This window comes from Variovorax sp. GW821-FHT06D12 (assembly GCF_059419205.1).
Window position 1 is genome coordinate 35,425 of the sequence record NZ_JBWKRI010000013.1, and the last position, 23,578, is coordinate 59,002.

At 65.7% G+C, this 23,578-nt stretch carries 11 protein-coding genes; 4 read left to right on the forward strand and 7 right to left on the reverse strand.

Annotation, left to right across the window (positions count from 1 at the left end; all coding sequences use genetic code 11):
* Positions 1 to 34: 34 nt before the first annotated feature.
* From AC07SQ_RS30080 to AC07SQ_RS30095, 4 genes are all read left to right on the forward strand, one after another.
* Entirely contained in the window at positions 35 to 1,051 is a 1,017-nt protein-coding gene (locus AC07SQ_RS30080) for a Bug family tripartite tricarboxylate transporter substrate binding protein (protein WP_495271637.1), read from the forward strand.
* A gap of 31 nt (positions 1,052 to 1,082) precedes the next feature.
* Entirely contained in the window at positions 1,083 to 2,102 is a 1,020-nt protein-coding gene (locus AC07SQ_RS30085) for a Bug family tripartite tricarboxylate transporter substrate binding protein (protein WP_495271638.1), read from the forward strand.
* A 22-nt stretch (positions 2,103 to 2,124) separates the two neighbouring features.
* Positions 2,125 to 3,456 carry a sulfatase family protein gene (locus AC07SQ_RS30090; protein ID WP_495271639.1) on the forward strand — a complete coding sequence of 444 codons (1,332 nt, stop codon included), beginning with the start codon at positions 2,125 to 2,127 and terminating at the stop codon, positions 3,454 to 3,456.
* Between the two features lie 270 nt (positions 3,457 to 3,726).
* Positions 3,727 to 8,889: a hypothetical protein gene (locus AC07SQ_RS30095; RefSeq protein WP_495271640.1), complete on the forward strand. Its 5,163-nt coding sequence runs from the start codon at positions 3,727 to 3,729 to the stop codon at positions 8,887 to 8,889.
* 1,046 nt (positions 8,890 to 9,935) lie between these two features.
* Here the strand turns inward: AC07SQ_RS30095 and AC07SQ_RS30100 are convergent.
* From AC07SQ_RS30100 to AC07SQ_RS30130, 7 genes are all read right to left on the reverse strand, one after another.
* Entirely contained in the window at positions 9,936 to 10,106 is a 171-nt protein-coding gene (locus tag AC07SQ_RS30100; RefSeq protein WP_495271641.1) for a hypothetical protein, read from the reverse strand.
* A 105-nt stretch (positions 10,107 to 10,211) separates the two neighbouring features.
* Entirely contained in the window at positions 10,212 to 10,601 is a 390-nt protein-coding gene (locus tag AC07SQ_RS30105; RefSeq protein WP_143599085.1) for a hypothetical protein, read from the reverse strand.
* A 23-nt stretch (positions 10,602 to 10,624) separates the two neighbouring features.
* Complete coding sequence (bamE, locus tag AC07SQ_RS30110) at positions 10,625 to 11,068, reverse strand: outer membrane protein assembly factor BamE domain-containing protein (protein WP_062479197.1); 444 nt, start codon at positions 11,066 to 11,068, stop codon at positions 10,625 to 10,627.
* 66 nt (positions 11,069 to 11,134) lie between these two features.
* Positions 11,135 to 12,394: a beta-barrel domain-containing protein gene (locus AC07SQ_RS30115; protein WP_495271642.1), complete on the reverse strand. Its 1,260-nt coding sequence runs from the start codon at positions 12,392 to 12,394 to the stop codon at positions 11,135 to 11,137.
* Positions 12,391 to 14,583 carry a type I secretion system permease/ATPase gene (locus AC07SQ_RS30120; RefSeq protein ID WP_495271643.1) on the reverse strand — a complete coding sequence of 731 codons (2,193 nt, stop codon included), beginning with the start codon at positions 14,581 to 14,583 and terminating at the stop codon, positions 12,391 to 12,393. Before AC07SQ_RS30120 ends, AC07SQ_RS30115 begins: the two co-directional genes overlap by 4 nt.
* Entirely contained in the window at positions 14,580 to 15,914 is a 1,335-nt protein-coding gene (locus AC07SQ_RS30125; RefSeq protein ID WP_495271644.1) for a TolC family outer membrane protein, read from the reverse strand. The genes AC07SQ_RS30120 and AC07SQ_RS30125 overlap by 4 nt, the downstream gene beginning before the upstream one ends.
* 61 nt (positions 15,915 to 15,975) lie before the next feature.
* Entirely contained in the window at positions 15,976 to 23,355 is a 7,380-nt protein-coding gene (locus AC07SQ_RS30130; RefSeq protein ID WP_495271645.1) for a tandem-95 repeat protein, read from the reverse strand.
* Positions 23,356 to 23,578 lie beyond the last annotated feature (223 nt).

Consider the following 23,578-nt stretch of genomic DNA (forward strand, 5'->3'; position numbering starts at 1 on the left):
CCGAACGCCGAACGAGACCCCGGAGAGATTGACGATGCCCCAGCTTCCCGACCCGACCCGCCGCCGCACCCTGACCACCCTTGGCGGGCTGGCCCTTGCCCCCCTTGCATCCTTCGCACCGCTTGCGTTCGCGCAGCAGCAGCCCGCGCCCTTCACCCCCGGCCAGCCGATCAAGGTGCTCATCGGCGTGCCCGCCGGCGGCACGCAGGACGTGCTGACCCGCGCCATTGCCCACCAGGTGCGCGAGTCGCTCGGCCCGCTCATCATCGACAACCGCTCGGGCGCGGCCGGCCGCATTGCCGTGGACGCCGTGAAGACCGCGCCGCCCGACGGCCACACCCTGCTGCTGGGCACCGCGAGCATGATGACCATGTTCCCCAGCGCCTACCGCAACCTGTCGTACGACCCGATCAAGGACTTCGTGCCGCTGGTGAACGCCGCGCGCTTCGAGCTGGCGCTCACCGTGCACAAGGACGTGCCCGCCAACACCCTGGCCGAGTTCATCACCTGGGCCAAGGCGCAGGGCGACAAGGTCAGCTTCGGCTCGTACGGCGCCGGCACGCCCTCGCACTTCCTGGGCGAAATGCTCAACCGCGCGGCCGGCCTGAAGATGGTGCACGTGCCCTACCGCGGCTCCACGCCCGCGCGCCAGGACGTGATGGGCGGCACCGTGCCCGTGTACTTCGACACCATCGGCGGCGCGCAGCAGATGCTGCCCACCGGCCGCGTGAAGGTGCTGGCCACCAGCGGCGACAAGCGCTCGCCGCTCATGCCGCAGCTGCCCAGCTTCGTGGAGAGCGGCTACAAGGACGTGGTGGCCACCGCATGGTTCGCCTACTACGCGCCGCTGAAGACGCCGCCCGCCACCGCCGAGAAACTGCGCACCGAAATCATCCGCGCCGTGAACTCGCGCGACGTGCGCCAGCTGCTGCTGCAGAACGGCATGTATCCCGTGGCCGACGGCCCCGAGGCGCTCGTGAAGACCATGCGCGAAGACATTGCCCGCTGGGCCGGCATCATGAAGGCCGTGAACTTCCAGGCCAATGACTGACCGACCGATCGACAACAAGGACACCCCCTTCATGACCCCGCGCGCCCCCTTTGCTTTCGCTTCTTCCTTCAACCCGACTCGTCGCCGCCTCGCCGCCGTGCTGGCCATGGCCGGTCTCGTGGCGGCCATCGCCGCCCCCACGCTCGCACGCGCACAAGCCGCACTCGACAGCCCGCTGCGCATCGTCGTCGGCTACGCGCCCGGCGGCGCCACCGACCGCGTGGCGCGCATCGTGGGCGACAAGCTCGCGGCCCAGCTCGGCGTGCCCGTCATCGTCGACAACAAGCCCGGCGCGGGCGGTCGCCTGGCCGCGCAGCAGGCCAAGGCCACGCCTGCCAACCAGAACGTGCTGATGCTCGCCAACCCCGCCGTGATGGTGGTGGCGCCGCTCGTCTTCAAGGACAACGGCTACGACGCCGAGCGCGACTTCGTGCCGGTGTCGCACGTCAACGCCTACGACTTCGCGCTGGCCGTGTCGCCCACCCTGCCCGTGCGCGAGCTGAACCATTTGCTCGCATGGATGCGCGCCAACCCGCAGCAGGCCAACGTGGGCGTTCCCGCCACCGGCAGCCTGCCGCACTTCTTCGGCCTCATGGTGGGCGAGAAGGCCAAGGTGCAGACCCAGGTGGTGGGCTACCGCGGCTCCGCCCCGCTGCTCAATGACTTGATCGGCGGCCAGGTGCCCATTGCCGTCGACACCGAAGACGTCGTGCTGCCGCAGCACACCGCCGGCAAGCTGCGCATCCTGGCACTGTCGGGCGAAAAGCGCTCGCCCTTCGCGCCCACCATTCCCACCTTCAAGGAAGCCGGCCTCGACCTCGCCGCCACCGGCTGGAACACCTTCTTCGCGCCGGCCAGCATGCCCAAGGAGAAAGTCGAACGCCTGGCCACCACCATCCACGCCGTGATGCAAGACCCCGACACCCAACGCAAGTTCAAGGACGCCGGCATGACGCCGGTGGTGAGCACCCAGGCGCAGACCGCCGCGATGCTCAAGGCCTACAAGGCGCAGTGGGCCCCGGTCGTGCAGAAATCCGGCTACCAGCCCTGATCGAAAAACCTCTCAGCGACTTATGACGACACGCAGCACCCGCCCCAACATCATCTTCATCGTGGCCGACGACCTCGGCTATGCCGACCTCGGCTGCTACGGCGGCCGCGAGGCGCCTTTTGGCCGCGTGTCGCCCGTGCTCGACGGCCTGGCCGCCAACGGTTTGAAGCTCACGCAGGGTTATTCGAATTCGCCCGTGTGCTCGCCCACGCGCTTCGCGATGATCACCGCGCGGTATCAGTACCGCCTGCGCGGCGCGGCCGAAGAGCCCATCAACAGCCGAAGCCGCGGCAGCACCACCCTGGGCCTGCCCACCGAGCACCCCACCCTGCCGTCGCTGCTGAAAGACAGCGGCTACAAGACCGCGCTCATCGGCAAGTGGCACCTGGGCTACCCGCCCAGCTTCGGCCCGCTGCGCTCGGGGTATGAAGAATTCTTCGGCCCCATGTCGGGCGGTGTCGACTACTTCACCCACTGCGATTCGGCCGGTCGCCACGACCTCTGGTACGGCGAAGAAGAGCACAAGGACGACGAGGGCTACCTGACCGACGTGCTCTCCAAGCGCGCCGTCGACTACGTCGAGCGCATGGCCACGCAAGAGGCGCCCTTCTTCCTGAGCCTGCACTACACCGCCCCCCACTGGCCGTGGGAAACCCGCGACGACGCCGACAAGGCGCCGCTCGTGAAGGACAACCTGTTCGACCTGTCGGGCGGCAACATCCACGTGTACCGCCGCATGATCCATCACATGGACGAAGGCATCGGCTGGATCATGGCCGCGCTCGAAAAGCACGGCATGGCCGACAACACCCTCGTCGTGTTCACCAGCGACAACGGCGGCGAGCGCTTCTCGGACAACTGGCCGCTGGTCGGCGGCAAGATGGACCTGACCGAAGGCGGCATCCGCGTGCCATGGATTGCGCACTGGCCGAAGATGATCGCCAAGGGCGGCGAGAGCACCCAGCTGTGCATGACCATGGACTGGTCGGCCACCATGCTCGACGCCGCCGGCGTGAAGGCCGACGCGGCGTACCCGCTCGATGGCGTGTCGCTGATGCCCGTGCTGAAAGACGCCACCCACACCTTCCGCCGCCCGCTGCACTGGCGCATGAACCACCGCGGCCAGGAAGCGATGCGCGACGGCGACTGGAAGTACCTGAAGGTCGACGGCAACGAGTACCTGTTCAACATTCCGGCCGATGAGCGCGAACGCGCGAACCTAGGGAAGAAGGAGCCGCAGCGGCTGGAGGCGATGCGGGCGCAGTGGCAGGCTTGGAATTCGACGATGCCGGGGATTCCGGAGGATGCGACTGTGAGTTTGGGGTATTCGGTTAAGGATATGCCGCAGAGGTGAAGCGCGAGTGCAGGAAATCTATCGGGTGCGCGCCGTAGCACCTCGGAATACTCTTGGTGTGGCCGGGTGTCGACGCAAGCGGTTCCAGGGTAGGGACTCACCGAGCGGCGCTATCCTCCCAGGATGACTTCCGCCGCTCCTACGCCCTCTCCTGCACAGAAGCCCGACGAACCCAAGCCGTTGGGAGAACTACTGCCATCCGCGGCAAGCCCCGAACTCACTGGGGGCGCTGGATTCACCTACGAAGACGGAGTCGCAGCGTCCTACGTCGTGGCGTTGTTGGCCGAGGCGACAGCTCAAGGGGTGCCCGGCCGCATAGTCAAGAAGGTATCGATTCAACAGGGGGCAGTGGGCCAGCCCCTTGACGATGTGATCGTTGAAGCGGAGGGGCAGGATAGCGTCGTCATGCGCTTGAGTCTCCAGGTCAAGCGCAGTCTGCGAATCAGCGATGCCAGGACGAACTCGGACTTCCGCGAAACAATCATCCGTGCGTATGCCACTGTGGTCTCGAATGGTTTTCAAGCCACGATAGACCGCGTCGGCGCTATCTCGGACGAGATTGCCGAAGGCGCCAGACGTGACTTCGAGACACTCTGCGAGTGGGCGCGGATGGATCCAGTCCCTGCCAGTCTTGTGACCAAATTGAACACGGAGGGAGTCGGAGGGGCGAAAACTGGTCAGTACGCCGCTGTCAAGAACATCCTATCTGGCATCGCCGAAATATCTGACCTTGATGCAGCAACGCACAAGCTTCTCGCTCACTTCGTACTAATGCGAGTGGACATGCTCCATGAGGGCTCTGCGACCCAGGCTAACGCCGTCGCATCGCTGGCAAACGTATTGCAACCGCAGGACCGCGCACGAGCCGATGACCTCTGGCAACGACTTCTCACCCTCGTCAGGGCGAGTGAGGGTGGAGCGGGCGTATTTGATCGCAAGACGCTCGTTAGCAGGCTCAATGGGTCGTTCAGACTCTCTGGCTCAGCAGTTCTACAGAGCACGCTCGCGTTTATTCGGGAGGAGTCTGTCCGTGGAGTGGCCGAAATCGGCAACCAAGTAGATGGCTTCGGGGTCGCACGTGCGCATCTGGTGGCTGAAGCGACTACGGCGATTGGCGCACATCTGTTCGTTCAACTTACCGGTATGCCCGGCACCGGCAAATCAGCAGTCCTTCGAGCGCTAGTAGAACGGGCGACCACCCAAGGGACGACGCTTTTCTTGAAAGCCGATCGCCTTGCGGGAGGAACTTGGACGCAGTACCTCGCCGCGAACGGGATTGCACCGTCCTCCATCGAGGAACTGCTTGTTGAAATCGAGGCGGTGGGGGTTCCGACGCTTTTCGTCGACGGGCTAGATCGAATTGAAATCGAAAATCGAGGCATCGTCACCGATCTTCTGAAGGTCATCCTTCAGTCACCACTACTCAAGGGCTGGAAGATCGTGGCCGCGTTGCGGGACAACGGCATTGAGCCGTTGAGAACTTGGCTACCTCCAGAACTACTTAGGAAGGGTGCAGCCACTCTCTCCGTCGGCGAGTTTAGCGAAGAAGAATCCGAAGCCTTGGCGAATGCCCGCCCCTCGCTACGACCGATGCTTTTCGGGTCACCCGACGTGCGAGCCATCGTCAGGCGGCCGTTCTTCGCCGCCGTCCTAAGCGCTGGGCACACCGATGGCGATAGTGTGCCGATGTCTGAAATCGAGCTAGCAAGCGCTTGGTGGGAACGCGGTGGGTACAGTGCAGAAGCCGCGGCGGCCGGTCGCAGGCGACAGGCACTGGTGCAACTCGCTCGCAAAGGTGCATTTGCATTGGGGCGCAAGATCCCTGCCCTAGATGTTGATGCTCGGGCACTGCATGAGCTGCAAATAGATGGGGTGGTACGGCCATTGCGAGCTGGCCAGACCTGGCGATTTTCGCACGACATCTTTTTTGAATGGGCGTTCTTGCAGCTCCTCATCTCAAACGGTGAGGATTGGCTGACTACGGTTCAGGAAGCAGGGGAGCCGCCAGCACTTGGCCGAGTCGTCGAACTGCTCTCGCAATCCGAGATCAAGGACGGGGATGATTGGGCGAAGCAACTTGAGCGGCTCGAGGAGGTCAGTGGGGCCCGAACTCAGTGGCTCCGTGCGTGGATGACAGGGCCACTGGGCCTACCTCAGTTCACCTCAGTTCAGGCGACCTACGAGGCAGCCATGCTAGTCGAAGGCGGCAGGCGCGTCTCGAAGCTCTCTGTCTGGTTCCAGGCAGAGAAAAGCAAGGCCAATCCGACCGTTCTCGATGCGGCTCAGTTTCCACAGTTGAGTCCGGAACAGCGCCTCCGATACGCCGATGCCATGGCTTGGCCGTCAGACGTCGACACTTGGCGAAGACTCTGCAACTGGCTCTTGACATGCGTTGAGAGCATTGACCCCAAGTACTGGGGCAACGTCTTGACAGTATTCGAGGTGTGGCAGAACCTGTGGCAGGACGTCAGGAATAAGGTCTCGAAGAGCATTGTCGACATCGTCGCCAAGTGGACTGTTCAGATTGATGCGGGAGAAGAGGACTGGCGACGACTCCGAGGCGAAGCGGATCTAACGAAGGCACCAGGACCACCATCTTCGCTATCCGAGCGGCTTCGATCGTTGATATTGATTGCTTCCCCGGCCTATCCAGAGGTAGCGAAGGCCTACATGAGCCATCTACTGACGCTGGAGCATCTTCCACAAGGGGCTTTCGAGGGCATCTTGACGTTTAGCCCGAGGCTAGGTGCATCGTGTCCTAAGGAACTCGTCGACTTCGTCATTGTGACCACGAAAAACGACCTGCCGAAGGAAGAGAAGCGACACGAGTTTTACAGCGGTCCGGACACCCAAGCCTGGCACGACCTGGGCCTTGATGACCATCAAGCCTACTTGCCGGCAGCCCCATCTCGCGAGCCATTTCCGTCAGTCTTTAAGGCCGCCCCGGATGAAGGACGGCGCTTAGTGAGATCGTTGGCGAATCGCGCTATTGAAGCTTGGCGACAGCTCTGCGAATTCGATCGACAAGGCCCTCGAAAACCACTGTCTCTGAAGCTGATCTTTCCCTGGGGAGAGCAAGAGTTTTGGGGCGATGGCCAAGTCTATCAATGGTTCAGGGGCGCTCATGGCTCCTACTTAGCGGACTCCGCGTTGATGGCGCTCGAGTCTTGGGCGTTCGAGCAAGTAGATGCAGGCACTTCAGTTGACGAGGTTATTGCCCTGGTGCTGGATGGTCATCACTCCGTCGCTGTCCTAGGCATCGCGGTTTCCATCGCTCTCGAGAAGAACCATGTGTCCGCGACAACTTTGCCGCTAATTACTAACCAGCGACTTTGGAAGTGGGACATCAAGAGGATGGTCTCCGAAAACGGTTTCCTACTAGGTGCCGGAAGTTTCAATTCGGCTGATGAAAGGCACACACAGGCAGCGCATGAGACAGGCAAGAGGCGCGCGCGAAAGATCGAGTTGCGATGGCTCGCCTCTTTGGCCGTTCTGCAGGGTGGGGAATTCGCACAACAGGCCTCGAAGGAGATCGCGGATTTTCCGCATGCCCTTCCTTTCGACTACGTCGACGAAACGAAGAATGCAAGTCTCATATCAAGTCTGCGAAGAACGGCTGAAATCTGGGCTGAGGTCGGAAAAGCCGAGAACTACGAGGCGAAGACAACGGACGATGGCAAGGGAGCGCTGATCTCCCTGAACAACCCAAAGGCAGTCGGTCCGGACATCGATGCCATCAACGAGCGTCAGGCCACCATGGTCTTGCACATGAGAGTGAATCAATGGGCGGAGAAGACCTTGGAGGCAGGCGTCATAGATGATGAAGTGGAGTTTGTAAATGCACTCAATACGGCTAGACAGCTAGACGCGGCCGATCTGTTCAGCCAAGGGTACGACCACATCAGCTCTGAGCACTCGCGACAGTCGCTGGTCGCAGGCGTCGCAGCGGTCATTCTTTCGCTTCCAACTCCCATCGATGCAGACACGCGCGAGTGGGCCTCGAATGTGTGCTTTCGCGCTTGGCGGACTGCGGAAGTGGGGAGCAATTACACGTACCGAGACTCACAGTTGGTATTTCATCCGGTGTTGTTCGCAACCCAAGGGCTCGCCGGCATTTTGCGAGCGGATCGCGCTCGTCATGACGCGCTAGAGGCGCTGCTGCAGCTATTTAGCCACCCATATACTCAGATCGAAGGGGTAGCGATGCAGGGTCTAATCGGACTCTGGGATGCTGCGCCCGATGCTGCATGGCTGGGACTTCGACTTGGGATATCCCTGTCGATCCTTGAACGCTCGCAGTACATGGTGGTCAAGAAGGATCGCCTTCGGCACGAGCAAGATCGCATCAATGCGAGCGTGCGTTGGGCCTTGGATGAAATCGCTGAGATCGACGCGCCTCCAGTTGCACTGCCGGCGGTCCCCGATGCATGGGATCAGGTCGAGCCAAGCGGCTCAGACGTCGCTGAGGAAGGCGGCCAACCTGCGAAATGGCGACCGGCCGAGCGTGATCTCGACTGGCGTCATCTGTCGCGAGTGATAGCCGCGATACCCTTGGAAGCCGTGGTGAATGACGAACACCGGTTCCGATTTGTTCTGGATTGGCTCGAAGGCCTTGAGCGATGGACTATCGATCGGTTCAATCCACCTTCGACTCGAGACCGCCCCGGAAAGAGAACTCGTGATGAAAAGCCCACCGAGTTGTATGAGTGGCGCATCACGCTATTTTCTTTCCTCGCCCTGGTCAGTGCCCGGTTGGAGCCGACCGAGGCCCTTCGGCGCTTCGTGAATCCGATTCTTTCCTTGGACGACGAGACCTTCGTTTCGTTTGCTGATCCATTCGCATCGCCTTTGGTGGCAAACATTGTGGATGCACCGGTTCTCCCCGCAAAAGTCCTCGAGTTGCTTGCTGCCTTAATGCCCAGAGTTACGAGCCATTCCGCATGGAAAAGAAGTTCTTGGCGCGATGAAGGAATGAGAAATAACGAACTTGAAAGAATCCTTCGATCCGTGTTTTTTATTAAGTGGGGAGACCTTCCTAGAACCGCGCGGTTCGCCAACGGTAACTGGCAAGAACTGGGTCGGGTTCTTGATCTGGTCGTTCCTCTTCTTCGCGCGCATGGAAGCGATGCAACATTGGCTGCGATCTGGGCAACCTTGTGCGAGCGCGCGCTCGAACACTACCCGATTGAATCTTTTGTTGAGCACCTGGAGCTGGTTCTGCATGGCACAGCCGCGCCGACTGGCTGGAATAGCGCGCTCGTGCCGCCGCGGGTCGCGAGTCTCATCCAGCGTTTCTCGGAGCGAGGCGTAGAGCTTCCCGAACCCATCGCACGAAAATTATTGCGAGCGCTCGATAGCCTCGTCGATATGGGTGACAGACGTGCTGCTGCGATTCAGACGAGCGAGGTCTTCCGGCGAGTCAAGCTTGCTTAGCTCGGAATGAGGCTCGGATGCGACGTGCTCCTGTGTTGCCTCGCGGCAATCCAAAGTACTGCGATGGAGCGACAGCACCAGTTCGCGCCTCAACACAGCGGACGTTCACGAAGCAACCGCACTTCGGCGCGCCGCCGATTTCAGGTACACATCTAGAACCCGTCATCGGTGCGGCGACGATACTTTCGCCTGAATGACCGGTTTGAAGCTGAGACCGCAAGCTCTATCTCTGAGGGCCACCGACCGCAACCTCTGCAAAGCGGTCAAATCCTGATCGGGGAGCCGACGACACCAGCCCTTTGCCATATTGCTGGAGATAAGAAAATGAACCGCCGCCGGCCACAAAGACACAGCGGCAAGCAACAGCCCCCTACCCCCTCCCACTCTCCCCCAACAACCTCTCCGCCTCCCGCGCCAGATCCGCTGCAATCCACAGCATGTGATCCCGGTGTTTCTCCCCGGCTTCCTCGAACCAGCCGTTGCCGTCGCCGTAGCAGCACCACAGCAGGGAGTTCAGCTGGGCCAGTTTGATTTCGAGGAGGTCTCTGGCGTCTTCGCCTGTGGGGGTAGACGAAGGGGTCGCCCCGCTCTTGCGGCGGGGAGATTGGGGCGTGGAACGCCCGGCCATAATTCGATCAGCCATTTGGTGTGCTTCCTCTCAAAAGCTATGCACGTCTCTTGGTCAGACGGTCAGGGTGTTCACGCACCCTGGCCGTCGCCTTTTGTGCCTCACATTCGTGTCGCTGCTTCACAAAGAGGCATCGACACCCGCCGTGAGGCAAGGCGGTTCATTCGCTCGCACGAATCAATCGATCGATCAATCAATGAATGTCTGGGAAGAAGGCGTTCCTTTCACGGGGTTCGTCGGCCGCTACAGCGGGCCGTCTTGTCGCGGGGGCATTCACTGTAGAGAAGCGAAGCCGCGCAAGAGAAAAGAATTCGTCGACGATTTCTCGAATCGACGAGATATCTGAGGTGCCCCGGTTTTCTGCCTCACCGGAGGCGAGACGAGGCGAAGCAAGGTCCGGCTCGGGGCCGGCCGCTAGCTAGTGCGCGTGCGTGGTGCGCTCGGCTTCGCTGTCGTGGTGGTCCTGGCTGACGCCTCGCGCCGGCAGCGCGTCGGCCGCCAGCGCAAGGAAGAGCGCAAGGAGCAGCCACAGCGCCACGTCGCTCAACCGGTAGAGGTTCTTGCGAAAGCGCTTGGTGCGGCGGATCACGGCGCGCCTCCCGGGGCGGCCGTGCGGGCGTTGTCGCTCAACGCCGGAAGAAGACCAAGCCCCATGCGGCGGAACGCATCCACCTCGAGGGCCGCGTCGTCCACGTCAGCCATGGGGCATGAGGTGGTACAGCTCCGGCAGAAAACCGCCGGGCGCAGTAAGGCGCGACTTGAGCCGCACGACCAGGTGCAGGTCGTCCACCAGATGAATGTCGCCGCCGCGGTTGGTGAGTTGCAGCTTCACGGCCAGCAGGCCCTGCAGCTTGGCGCGGTGCCATTCGGCGGCGTCGGCGATCTGTGCGCGCGTCATGGCCGCGATGCCGATGCCGTGTTCCAGTTCGGCCGCGCGCAGGCAGGCCACGACGCGGTCGACGCTTTTCAGCGTGCCCTCGATCACCTCCAGGCAGCGCTCGGCCAGCCGCGTGGGCTCGTCGGCGGAGTTGCCGTACACGAAGGCCTCATAGGGACGGGGCGCGCGCTTGGAATCGCGGGGCATGGGCTGCGGGCCGACGTTGCGGCTCAGCGCGGCAGCAGGTCCAGGCATTGGCGGCGGCGCCACACGGCGCTGCGCACGGCCTGGCTGTCGTCGAACACGACCTTGTATTGGCACACGAGGTAGTTGGCCGACTGGGGCATCTGGAACTTGAAGTGGTAGTCCCACTCGGTGCCGAGCGCGCCGCGCTGCTGCTTCAGGGCCTGCCCGAGCACGGCGAGCACCTGGGCCTGGTTGAGGCCGGGCTTGATCTCGCGAAAGCGCTCGGGCCGCGACACGACGCCGTCGCGCAGAAAGGGCTCCTTGAAGTCGGGGCGGCGCGCCTCGACGTCGCGGTAGTCGAGCTTGTCGGGGTTGCTCACGGGGTCCACGGGGTTGTCGCGGGCCACCGCAGGAGCGGCGGCGCCGAGCAGCGCGGCGGCGAGCACGAAGGCGGCAGCGGCGGGGGATGCGTGCGGGGTGGTTTTCATGGCTAGCGTCCTCTTGGGTCGGATGGGTGTCGGATGGGTTTGCGGGGAGAGATGGGCGCGCGCGGGTCAGCGCTCGCGCATGGCTTCGCGCGCCTTGTTCAGCGGCTTGGTCAGGTAGTCCCACACGGTCTTGCGGCCGGTGCGGATGTCGGCGGTGGTCACCATGCCGGGCACGATGGGCATGCGGCGGCCGGCCTTGTCGGTGAGCGCGTCGGAGTCGGTGCGCACGAGCACGGGGTAGTACACGATCTCGGGCTTGACCTCGTCGCGCTGGGTGTCGGGCGCGATGGTCACGACGCGGCCCTTGAGGCCGCCGTACACGGCGTAGTCGTAGGCGGTGATCTTGATCTGCGCCTCCTGCCCGGGGCGCATGAAGGCAATGTCGCGCGGCGAGATGCGCGCCTCGACCAGCAGCTGGTCGTCCAGCGGCACGAGGGTCAGCAGCGAGCCGTTGGGCGGCACGACGCCGCCGATGGTGGTGACCTGCAGGCTCTTGACGATGCCGCGCACGGGCGAGTTCAGGGTGAGCCGCTCGAGCGAGTCGGCGCGCCCGCGCACCACGGACGACAACGACTTGACCTCGGCATCGGCCTTGGCCAGTTCTTCGCGGCTGCGCACCATGTAGTTGGCACGCGCCTCGGCGATCTTCAGCTCCAGGTCGGCGGCCTGGCGTTGCAGGCGGATGAGCTCGACGTTGCTGGCCGCGCCGCTCACCTGCAGCGAGCGGGTGATGTCGAGCTCCTTGCGCACGAGCGCGAGCGCCTGGCCCAGGCCGGACACGGTGTCGCGCAGGCTGCCCTGGCGCGAGCGGAAGAGCGCGCTTTCGGAATCGACCAGTTGGGCGTAGGCCTTCAGCTCGGCGGGGAACTGCAGGCTGCCCTGCCCTTGCACCTCGGCGCGCAGGCGCACGCTGCTGGCCAGGGCGGCGCGGTAGCGCGCGGCGGTTTCTTCCACGTTCGATTCGCCGCGCGTGGGGTCGAGCTGCGCGAGCACCTGGCCTTTCTCGACGATCTGGCCTTCTTGCACGCGCAGCTCGGCGAGGATGCCGCCTTCGAGCGACTGGATGCGCTGCTCGCGCGAGCTGGGAATCACCTTGCCCATGCCGCTGGACACTTCGTCGATCTCGAAGACCCAGGCCCACACGAAGAAGGCGAGCAGAAAGAGCGCGATGAACCACACGACGCGCGCGGAGCCGCTGGCGCGGGCCTCGTCGAAGTCGTCGGCGCCGCCTGGGCCCCACACGGTGGCGGTGGATACGGCCGGTGCCTGCGCCTGTGTCTGTGCCTGTGCTTGCACCTGCGCCTTGGTCAATGTCACGGCGTTCATGCCTGCCCCTCCTTGCTGCGGCCTGCGGAAGCCATCGCCTCGCGCGAGGCGACCGCGCCCTGGCGCAGCCGCGCCATCACCTGGTCGCGCGGGCCGTCGAGCACGACAGCGCCGCCGTCCACCACGAGGATGCGGTCGACCGCCTCGAGCACGGCCGGGCGGTGCGTGGCCAGCACCAGCGTGCGGCCGGCGGGCAACGCGCGCAGGTGTTCGATCACTTCGCGCTCGGCCACTTCGTCGAGCGAGGCGGTGGGCTCGTCGAGCAGCAGCACGCCGGGGCGGCGCAGCAGGAGCCGCGCGAGCAGCAGGCTCTGGCGCTGTCCGCCCGAGAGGCCGCGCCCGCCTTCGAGCAGCGGATGGTCCAGCCCGGTGGGCAGGCGGCGCACGAAGGCCCAGGCGCCGGTGGCCTGCAGGGCCGCCACCAGTTCGGCATCGGTGGCGTGGGGCATGCCCATCTGCAGGTTCTCGCGCAGGGTGCCGTGGAACAGGCGCGCGTCCTGCGCGAGCAGGCCGACGTCGCGGCGCACGTCGGCGGGGTCGATGTGGGCCGTCGACACGCCGTCGAGCAGCACGCTGCCCGCGCGCGGTTCGATAAGGCCCGAGAGCGCCTGCAGCAGCGTCGACTTGCCCGCGCCGTTGCGCCCGAGCACGGCAATGCGTTCGCCCGCGCCGATGTGCAGCGCCTTCACATGCAGCGCGGTGGTCTGGCCGTCGTGGCTGAAGACGGCGTCGCGCAGCGTGTAGTCGCCCTGCACGGCGGGCCGGTGCACGCGGGTCTCGTGGGGCGGGTGGTCGACCGGCAGCTTCATGAGCTGGTCGAGCGCCTCGCCGGCCACCTTGGCCTGCTGCCAGCGGTTGAGCACCTGCGTCACGCCGGCCAGCGGCGCGAGCATGCGGGTCGACAGGATCGATGCGGCCACGAGCACGCCGGTGCTCATGTGGCCGTCCATCACCAGCGGCGCACCGAAGAACACGACGAAGGCGAAGGCGGCGCCCTGCACGGTCTGCGTCCAGTTGCTCAGGGTGTTGAGCAGCGCGCGCAGTTGCAGGCCCGAGTCGGCGTTGACGGCGTTGTAGTGGTTCCACTGGTTCTGGAAGCGCGGCTCGGCCTGCAGCCCCTTGATGTCGTCGATGCCCTGCACCGCCTCGACCAGCATGGCGTTGCGCAGCGACGATTCGCGCATGCCCGTCTGGGCCAGCGCGCGCAGGCGCGGCTGCGCCAGCAGGCTGGGCACGATCAGCAGCACGCACGCGGCCAGCGGCACGAGCACGAGCCAGCCGGCAATGAACCAGAAGAGCACGCAGAACACGAAGAAGAACGGCAGGTCGGCCACGGCCGCCACGGTGGTCGACGTGAGCATTTCGCGCACGGGCTCCAGCTCGCGCAGCTGCGAGATGAAGGTGCCGGTGGCGCGCGGGCGCGCCGAGCCGCGCACGCGCAGCGCGTGGCCGAACACGCGGTCAGAAATGCGCAGGTCGGCGCGCTTGCCCACCACGTCGGTGATGCGCATGCGCGCGCCGCGCATGACCCAGCTGAACGCGATCGACAGCAGCACGCCGCCGAACAGCACATGCAGCGTGGGCAGCGACTGCGCGGGCACGACGCGGTCGTACACCTGCATGGAGAACAGCGTGCCGGCCAGCGCCATGAGGTTGTAGGCCAGCGACGCGACGAGGATGTGCGCGTAGGGCCGCCAGTCGGCCAGCACGATCTGGCGCAACCAGTGCGGCTCCACCGGGCGGATGTAGGCGTCCACGCGCGAGTCGGGCGCCGACTGCGCGGGCCGCAGCACGGCCATGGCTTCGAGCGCGGGTTGCAGCTCGTCCACGGTGCAGACGGTTTCCGCGCCCTGATCGCCACCGAGCATCACGCGCAGGCCCTGCGCCGAGATGGCGGTGACCACGGCCACCTGCCCGTCGCGCAGCTGTAGCACCACGGGCAGGCGCCAGGGGCTCAGGGTGTCCAGGCGCGGCGCGACCTGGCGCACGGTGAGCCCGGCCTGGCGGGCCATCTGGCGCACGCGCTCGCCGATGTCTTCGTGGTCGCTCCATGCGGCGGCGCCGCGGATGCGCTCGCGCGAGGTGTCGAGGTGGTAGTGGGCGGCCACGGCCAGCACGGCGTCGACCCAGCCGGCGAGCAGCTCGGGGCCGCGCGCGGCGGACAGTTCGGGCATGGTGGTGGCGGTCATGGCTGGCCTCCGGCGACGAGCTCGCCCGCATCGACCAGCCCGAAGGCCTCGCGCAGGCGGCCCGACTGGTACAGGCACTCGACGGCGAGCCGCTGCACTTCGTGCGCGCTCTCGGCCTGCTCGAAGCGCGCGCCGTGGAACTCCTGCTCGGCATTGAGCAGGTCGAGCAGCGAGCGCGTGCCCAGCTGCAGGTACTGCTCGCTGTACAGGTCGCGCGTGCGCTGCGTGCTGTGCACGCGCGCGGCGAGCACGGGCAGGCGCAGCGCGTGGCCTTGCGACTGCACGCGCGCGTCTTCGAGGCGCTGGCGCACGCTGAGCTCGGCATAGCCCAGCGCGGCCTCGGCCGCCTCGACGGCGTGCGCGGCGGCGCGCTGGCGGGCCTGGCTGCGCCCGCCTTCGTACAGCGGCGCGGTGAAGTTGACGGTGAACGTGCTTTCGTTGGCGGACTGGCCGGCGGGCCGCGCGCCCGATTCGAGCCCCCGGTTGACGGCGGCGTTGAGCGACAGCGTGGGCAGCAGCTGCGCATCGGCACCGCGCAGCGCGGCCTGCGCCATGTCGCGCTCGGCCTGCGCCATCTGCACGGCCGGCGCGGGCAAGGCCGTCTGCGGCAGCGCGGCGCAGGCGCTCGCAAGCGGCACGGGCGCTTCGCCGGCGATGCCGGCCGGCGCGCGGCCCTGGGTCAGGTGCATGAGGTTCAGGCGCCAGCGCTCGGCCTGCGACGCGGTGTTGAGTTGCTGGGCCCGCGCGGCCTCCAGGCGCGACTGCGCCTGCGCCACGTCGGACTGGCTGGTGGCGCCCTTGGCCTGGCGCTCGCCCACGAGGCCGGCCAGCGACTGCACGCCCTTCACCTGGGCCTGCGCGATTTCGCCGAGCGCCTGCTGGCGATGCACTTCGATCCATGCCTGCGCGGTGTCGCGCACCACGTCGTCGACCGCCACCAGCAGCTTGGCGCGCGCGGCCGTGGCCGAGGCTTCGGCTTCGCTCACGGCACTCGACACCTTGCCGAAGTCGTACAGCAGCTGGGTCACCGACAGCGAGGCCTGGTGCACCTGGCGGCGACCGTCGGCCTGCAGCTGGCGGTTGCCCGTGCGCGCGCTGACGCCGGCGCTGACCTGCGGGTAGTAGCCCGAGCGCGCCGCCGCAATGCCCTCGCCCGCCTGCAGCGCCTGGCCGACGGCGTTGCGCACGGTCGGGTGCGAGGTGGCAGCCAGGCGCACGGCCTCGGCCATGCCCAGCGGAGCGGCGGTGCTCGCTTGCGCAAGCGCCGCCGATCCGGCGAGCAGGAAGAAAAGGCCCGCGGCAGCAGACGAAAGATGACGGGAAGCAAGCATGCGTGAAGACGTGCAGACCACCAGGTGCCGACGCCGCAAGCGGCGCCGGCACACCGGTCGGTCAGTGGTGAAGCGCGAGGCCCATGTGGAGCTCGTCGTCGAGCGAAGGCGTCACCGGCGGTGCGTAGGCCGCGAGCGAATCGGCCGAGGACGCCAGCGACAGCACCGTGGGAGACGCCTGCGTGCCCCCGAAGGCCGGCGGGAACGCGGCCTGCAGCAGCGCATGCAGCGACTCCGCGGCGCCGAAGCCCTGCAGCATGTCGGACAGCTGCAGCCCTCCCCATGCCGGACCGTCGCCGAAGGGGAAATGCGGCGCATCGTGCGGTTGCTGTTGCTGCTCGATCGACACCGTGACTTCGTCGACGCCGGCCAGGCCCAGCGAGTCGGCCGAGGTGAAGAGCGCTGCCGCCCCCGCCGCGGGCGTGTAGTTGACGTGCAGCGTCTGCGTGGCCACGTTGCTCGCATCGCCGTCGCGGTCGACCACCTGGTAGCTGAGCGTCTCGTCGTAGTTGTGCGAGGTGGTGGTGCGCGGTGCCACTTGGTAGCTGAACTCGCCCGTGTCGAAGTCCACGACCAGCTTGCCGCCCTTGTCGGTGGCAATGGTGACCTGGTGCGTCGCCTGGTTGTAGCTGTAGTCGCTGCTGGTGGCGGGGCCGGTCTTCGTCATCAGGCCCGTGCTGCTGTCGAAGGCGTAGATGGTGCCGTCGATGGTCAGCGTGGACACATGGCCGCCGTCGGCACCGAAGCCCGACGAGCCACCGAGGCCGCCGGTCAGCAGGTTGCTGACCGTGGGCGGCACGCTGATCGTGCCTTGCAGCATGTCGTTCAGCTGGCTCGTGTCGGTGACGATCTTGCCGTTGGTGTTCGTGCCGGTGTTGCCGTTGTAGGCGATGGGGTCGATGTAGGCCTGCTCCGTCGGGCCCAGGCTGGAACCCAGGCCCAGTGCGAACGAGTTGATCTTGTTGTTGGTGAGGAAGGTCTTCCAGATCGCTTCTTCCGCTGCCTGGATGCCCTTGTCAGCCGCGTTGCTGCTGCTGCTGTTCCCGAGCTGGTCGGGATTGCCGTCCCCACGCGTCGGCTCGCCGTCCGTGAGGAAGTAGGACACGTTCTGGGCACCCTGCAGCTTGCCGCCAGCCGAGAAGCCGCTCATCGCCGAAGCCAGGGCAGCGTCGTAGTTGGTGCTGCCACTGGCCTGCAGGTCCTGCACCAGCGCCTTGGCGTCGGCTGCCGTCATCCAGGCTTGTTGTGCCTGCCCGGTCGTGCTGAAGGTGACGAGTTGCACCCGAACCTCGCCGTATAGGTCGTAGCCGTCGATCAGGTTCTGGACGGCCGCCTTCGCACGGGAGAGCCGCGTCGGCGTCTCCTCCTCCATGCTCCCGGAGAGGTCCAGGATCACCATCAGGTTCGTGTTGATCGGTGCCACGTCGACGGACTGCTCGCCGTTCACGAGCACCGGCGCATCGTCCTTGACGGGCACATTGAAGCCCACCGGCGCGCCGCTGAGCTGGCCATCGCTCACCACGGCCTCGAAGTGCAGGTTCGACACGCCCTCGCCGTTGCCCGCCGGGTGGTCGATCGGCGCCTTCAGCGTGACGGTGTAGCCCGCCTCGAACTGCCCCGCGCCCGTGGCGGTGACATTGCCCACGGCCACGGTCATCACCTGGGTGGTGACGCCGTCGACGGTGACGCTGCCCGTGAGCGTGTGCGTGCCCGCGTCCCAGGTCCACGACACCGGCTGGCCGCCGGAGGTGACGCCGGCCGGGCCGCTGAGCGACACCGACAGGTCGCCCGCCAGGCTGTCGGGGTCCGCGATGGAGATCTTGCCGGTCGATTGCACCGACGGCTCGCCCACCGCCGCAATGCCGCCGGGCAGGCTGCCTTCGGAGACGATGCCGGCGTCGGTCGCCGTGGCCGTCGGCGGGTCGTTCACCGGGTTGACGGTCACGGTCACCGTGCTGGTGGTCGTGCCGCCGTGGCCGTCACTCACCGTGACGGTGAAGCTGTCGGTGCCGTTGAAGTTGGCGTTGGGAACGTAGGTGTAGGTGCCGTTGGGATTCACCGTCACCGTGCCGTTCGACGGGTTGCTGCCCTTGGTGTAGGTGAGCGTGTCGCCGTCGACGTCGCTGCCGACGATCTGGCCGCTGACCGGCGTGTCTTCGTCCGTGGTCTTGGTGTCGTCGAGCGCCTCTGGTGCCTCGTTGACGTTCTGCTCGTTGAGCGTGACGGGGATGTTCGTCGTGACGGTTCCGTCGCTCGCACCGACCACCAGCGCGTGCGCGTTGGCGCCTGCTTCGTAGTCGTTGACGAAGGCTGCAGCGCCTGCCGGGGTGAGGCTGATCGCGCCCGTGGCCGGATCGATGGCGAAGTAGCCAGCGTCGTTGCCCGAGAGGATGCTGTAGGTGACGGTTGCGCTGTCGATGTCGGTGGCTTGGACTGTGCCGAGCACGGTGCCCGCAGTGCGGTTCTCGTCGTAGCCGAAGACGTAGCCAGTGGCGCTGTCGACCGGCGTGCCGCCGCCGTCGACGAACACCGGGGCGTCGTTGACGGGGTTGATGGTCACGTTCACCGTGCTGGTGGTGGTGCCGCCGTGGCCGTCGCTCACCGTGACGGTGAAGCTGTCGGTGCCGTTGAAGTCGGCGCTGGGCGTGTACGTGTAGGTGCCGTCGGCGTTGACGGTGACCGTGCCGTGCGATGGGTCGCTGCCTTTGGCGTAGGTCAGCGTGTCGCCGTCGACGTCGCTGCCGACCACTTGACCGCTGACGGGTGTGTCTTCGTCCGTGGTCTTGGCGTAGTCGGGCACCGTCGGTGCGTCGTTGATGTTCTGCTCGTTGAGCGTGACGGGGATGGTGGTCGTGGCCGTGCCATCGGTCGCGCCGATCACCAGCGAGTGCGCGTTGGCGCCTGCTTCGTAGTCATTGACGAAGGCCGCAGCGCCTGCCGGCGTGAGGCTGATCTCGCCCGTGGTGGGGTCGATGGCGAAGTAGCCCTGGTCGTTGCCCGATAGGATGCTGTAGGTGACGTTCGCGCTGTCGATGTCGGTGGCGTGGACTGTGCCGAGCACGGTGCCCGCGGGGCGGTTCTCGTCGTAGCCGAAGACGTAGCCGGTGGCCGTGTCCACCGGCGTGCCGCCGCCGTCGACGAACACGGGGGCGTCGTTGACGGGGTCGATCGTCACGGTGACGGTGCTGGTGGTCGTGCCGCCGTGGCCGTCGCTCACCGTGACGGTGAAGCTGTCGGTGCCGTTGAAGTTGGCGTTCGGGGTGTAGGTGTAGGAGCCGTCCGCGTTGACCGTGACCGTGCCGTTCGCGGGGTCGCTGCCCTTCGCGTAGGTCAGCGTGTCGCCGTCGACGTCGCTGCCGACGACCTGGCCGCTGACGGGCGTGTCTTCGTCCGTCGTTTGGGCGTAGTTGGGCACCGTCGGCGCGTCGTTCACCGGGTCGATCGTGACCGTCACGGTGCTGGTGGTAGTTCCGCCGTGGCCGTCGCTCACGGTGACGGTGAACGTGTCGGTGCCGTTGAAGTTCGCGCTGGGGACGTAGGTGTAGGTGCCATCGGCGTTGACCGTGACGCTGCCATGCGCAGGGCCGTTGCCCAGTGCATACGTCAGCGCGTCGCCGTCCACGTCGCTGCCGATCACTTGGCCGCTGACGGGGGTGTCTTCGTTCGTGGTCTCGGTGTAGTTGGGCGCCGTCGGTGCGTCGTTGACCGGGTTGACGGTCACGTTCACCGTGCTGGTGGTCGTGCCACCGTGACCATCGCTCACCGTGACCGTGAAGCTGTCGGTGCCGTTGAAATTGGCGCCAGGGACGTAGGTGTAGGTGCCATCGGCGTTGACGGTCACCGTGCCGTGCGATGGATCGCTGCCCTTGGTGTAGGTCAACGTGTCGCCATCGACGTCGCTGCCGACGACCTGGCCGCTGACCGGCGTGTCTTCGTTCGTGGTCTCGATGTAGTTGGGCACCGTCGGTGCATCGTTGACCGGATCGATCGTGACCGTGATGGTGCTGGTCGTCGTGCCGCCATGGCCATCGCTCACCGTGACGGTGAACGTGTCGGTGCCGTTGAAGTTGGCATTCGGGGTGTAGGTATAGGTGCCGTCCGCGTTGACCGTCACCGTGCCGTTCGCGGGGTCGCTACCCTTCACGTACGTCAGTGCATCGCCGTCGACGTCGCTGCCGACGACCTGGCCGTTGACCGGCGTGTCTTCGTTCGTGGTCTTGTTGTAGTTGGGCGCCGTCGGTGCGTCGTTGACCGGATTGATGGTCACGTTCACCGTGCTGGTGGTGGTGCCGCCATGGCCGTCACTCACCGTGACGGTGAAGCTGTCGGTGCCGTGGAAGTTGGCACCAGGGACGTAGGTGTACGTGCCATCGGCGTTGACCGTGACCGTGCCGTGCGCTGGATCGCTGCCCTTCACGTAGGTCAGCGTGTCGCCATCGACGTCGCTGCCAACGACCTGGCCGCTCACGGGCGTGTCTTCATCCGTGGTCTTGGTGTAGTCAGGCACCGTCGGTGCATCGTTCACCGGGTCGACCGTCACGGTCACCGTGCTCGTCGTCGTACCGCCGTGACCATCGCTCACCGTTACCGTGAAGCTGTCCGTCCCATGGAAGTCCGGGTTCGGCGTGTAGGTGTATGTGCCATCCGGATTGACCGTGACAGAACCGTTCGAAGGATTGCTGCCCTTGGTGTAGGTCAATGCGTCACCGTCGACGTCGCTGCCGATGACCTTGCCGTTGACCGGCGTGTCCTCGTTCGTGGTCTGGTTGTAGTTGGGCGCCGTGGGGGCATCGTTGACCGGATCGACGGTGACCGTGATGGTGCTCGTCGTCGTGCCGCCGTGGCCGTCACTGACCGTGACGGTGAACGTGTCGGTACCGTTGAAGTTCGGGTTCGGCGTGTACGTGTAGGTGCCGTCGGGGTTGACGACCACCGAGCCATTCGAGGGATTGCTGCCCTTCGTGTAGGTCAGCGCATCGCCGTCCACGTCAGCGCCGGTCACCTTGCCGCTGACGGGCGTGTCTTCGTTCGTGGTCTCGGTGTAGTTAGGCGCTGTCGGTACGTCGTTGACCGGGTTGATGGTCACGTTCACGGTGCTGGTGGCGGTGCCGCCGTGGCCGTCGCTCACCGTGACGGTGAAGCTGTCCGTGCCGTGGAAGTTGGCACCCGGGGTGTAGGTGTAGGTGCCATCGGCGTTGACCGTCACCGTGCCGTGCGATGGATCGCTGCCCTTCACGTAGGTCAGTGCGTCGCCATCGACGTCGCTGCCGATCACCTTCCCGCTGACCGGCGTGTCCTCGCTCGTAGTCTCGGTGTAGTTCGGTGCCGTCGGTGCATCGTTCACCGGGGTGACAGTCACGTTCACCGTGCTGGTGGTCGTGCCGCCGTGGCCGTCGTCGACGATGACGGTAAAGCTGTCGGTGCCGTTGAAATTCGCGCCGGGGGTGTAGGTGTAGGAGCCATCGGCGTTGACCGTAACCGTGCCGTGCGCCGGATCGCTGCCCTTCGTGTACGTCAGCGCATCACCATCGATATCGCTGCCGATCACCTTCCCGCTGACCGGCGTGTCTTCGCTCGTTGTCTCGGTGTAGTTCGGCGCCGTCGGCGCATCGTTCACCGGATCGACCGTCACGGTCACCGTGCTCGTCGTCGTACCGCCGTGGCCGTCGCTCACCGTGACGGTGAACGTGTCGGTACCGTTGAAGTTCGGATTCGGCGTGTACGTGTAGGTGCCGTCGGGGTTGACAACCACCGAGCCATTCGAAGGATTGCTGCCCTTCGTGTAGGTCAGCGCATCGCCGTCCACGTCAGTGCCCGTCACCTTGCCGCTAACCGGGGTGTCTTCGCTCGTGGTCTTGGTGTAGTTCGGTGCCGCCGGATCATCGTTCACCGGATCGACCGTCACCGTAATGGTGCTGGTCTTCGTTCCACCGTGGCCGTCGCTGACCGTCACAGTGAAGCTGTCGGTGCCATTGAAGTTCGCACCGGGGGTATAGGTGTACGTGCCATCGGCGTTGACCGTGACCGTGCCATGCGCCGGGTCGCTGCCCTTGGTGTAGGTCAACGTGTCGCCGTCAACGTCGCTGCCAACCACCTGCCCGCTGACGGGCGTGTCTTCGTTCGTGGTCTTGGTGTAGTCGGGCACCGTCGGTTCATCGTTCACCGGATCGACCGTGACCGTGACGGTGCTCGTCGTCGTGCCGCCATGGCCGTCGCTCACCGTCACGGTGAACGTATCGGTCCCGTTGAAGTTCGGGTTCGGCGTGTAGACATACGTGCCATCGGGATTGACCGTCACCGTGCCGTTCGCCGGATCGCTGCCCTTCGTGTAGGTCAGTGGATCGCCATCGACGTCGGTACCGGTGACCTTGCCGTTGACGGGCGTGTCTTCGTTCGTCGTCTCAGCATACGCAGGCGCCGTCGGCGCATCGTTCACCGGATCGACCGTCACCGTCACCGTGCTCGTCGTCGTCCCGCCATGGCCATCACTCACCGTGACAGTGAAGCTGTCCGTCCCATGGAAGTCCGGGTTCGGCGTGTACGTGTACGTGCCATCCGGGTTGACCGTGACCGTGCCATGCGCCGGGTCGCTGCCCTTCGTGTAGGTCAGCGTGTCGCCGCTGTCGATGTCGCTGCCAGTCACGCGGCCGCTCACGGGCGTGTCTTCGGCCGTGGTCTCGGTGTAGTCGGGCGCGGTGGGCGCGTCGTTCACGGGCGAGACGGTCACGGGCACCGTGACGGTGGTGGTGCCGCCCTTGCCGTCGCTGACGGTCACTTCGAAGCTGTCGGGCCCTTCGTAGCCGGGCTTGGGCGTGTAGACGAACTGGCCGGTGGACGGATCGACGGTGACGGTGCCGTGCTCGGGGCCCTTGGCGACGGTGTAGGTCAGCGTGTCACGGTCCGGGTCGGTCGCCTGCACTTGTCCGCTAACGGGCTTGTCCTGGTCGGTGACGACAGGATCGGCCTTGCCTTCGGGGCCGCGGTTCTGCGCGGGCAGCAACGGCGGAATGAAAGCCGGGCCACCGCCGCCGCCCCCACCACCGCTCGCGGCGGCACCGACGCCCAGCACGCCGAGCGCGCCCAGCAGCCAGCCCGGCACGCCATCGGGCAGCAAGGCGCCGCCGGCGTCGTTCCACTCGATCTCGGTGAAGTGAAAGTCTTTCCAGGGCGCGGTGTACTGGCCCCACCACTGCACGCCGGCGCCGTCTTCGAGCACGAGGTCGTTGCGGCCGGCGTCGGGGTACTCGGCGAAGAAGCCGCGCACGGCGACTTCCTGGCCGTCGCGCAGCACGAGCACGAGGTCGTCGCCGCGGCGCTCGAACTTGAGCACGCTCTCGGGCGCGATCTTCAGCGTGACGATCGACGGGCGATCCAGAACCAGAGGGGCTTCCGCCGTCGCTTTGCGGGATGACGCGCCACCAGACTTGTAAACAGCTTCCATGATTGGTCTTTCTCCTTGATTCCGGACCTCGGGCGAGCCCTCGCTTTCAGCGAACAGCCCGGGTCGCACGTTGGGAAATCTCGAAGGCCGCGGGTGGCTCTCGAGGACTCGCCGGCGCGACCCGGTGTGCGGGTCACGCAGGCTTGCGCTTGCATGGGGCGGGATTCTTGGTTCGGGGGGGTGTCCGGACTTTTGCCGGAGAGGCCGTGGCGTTTGCCGTGGC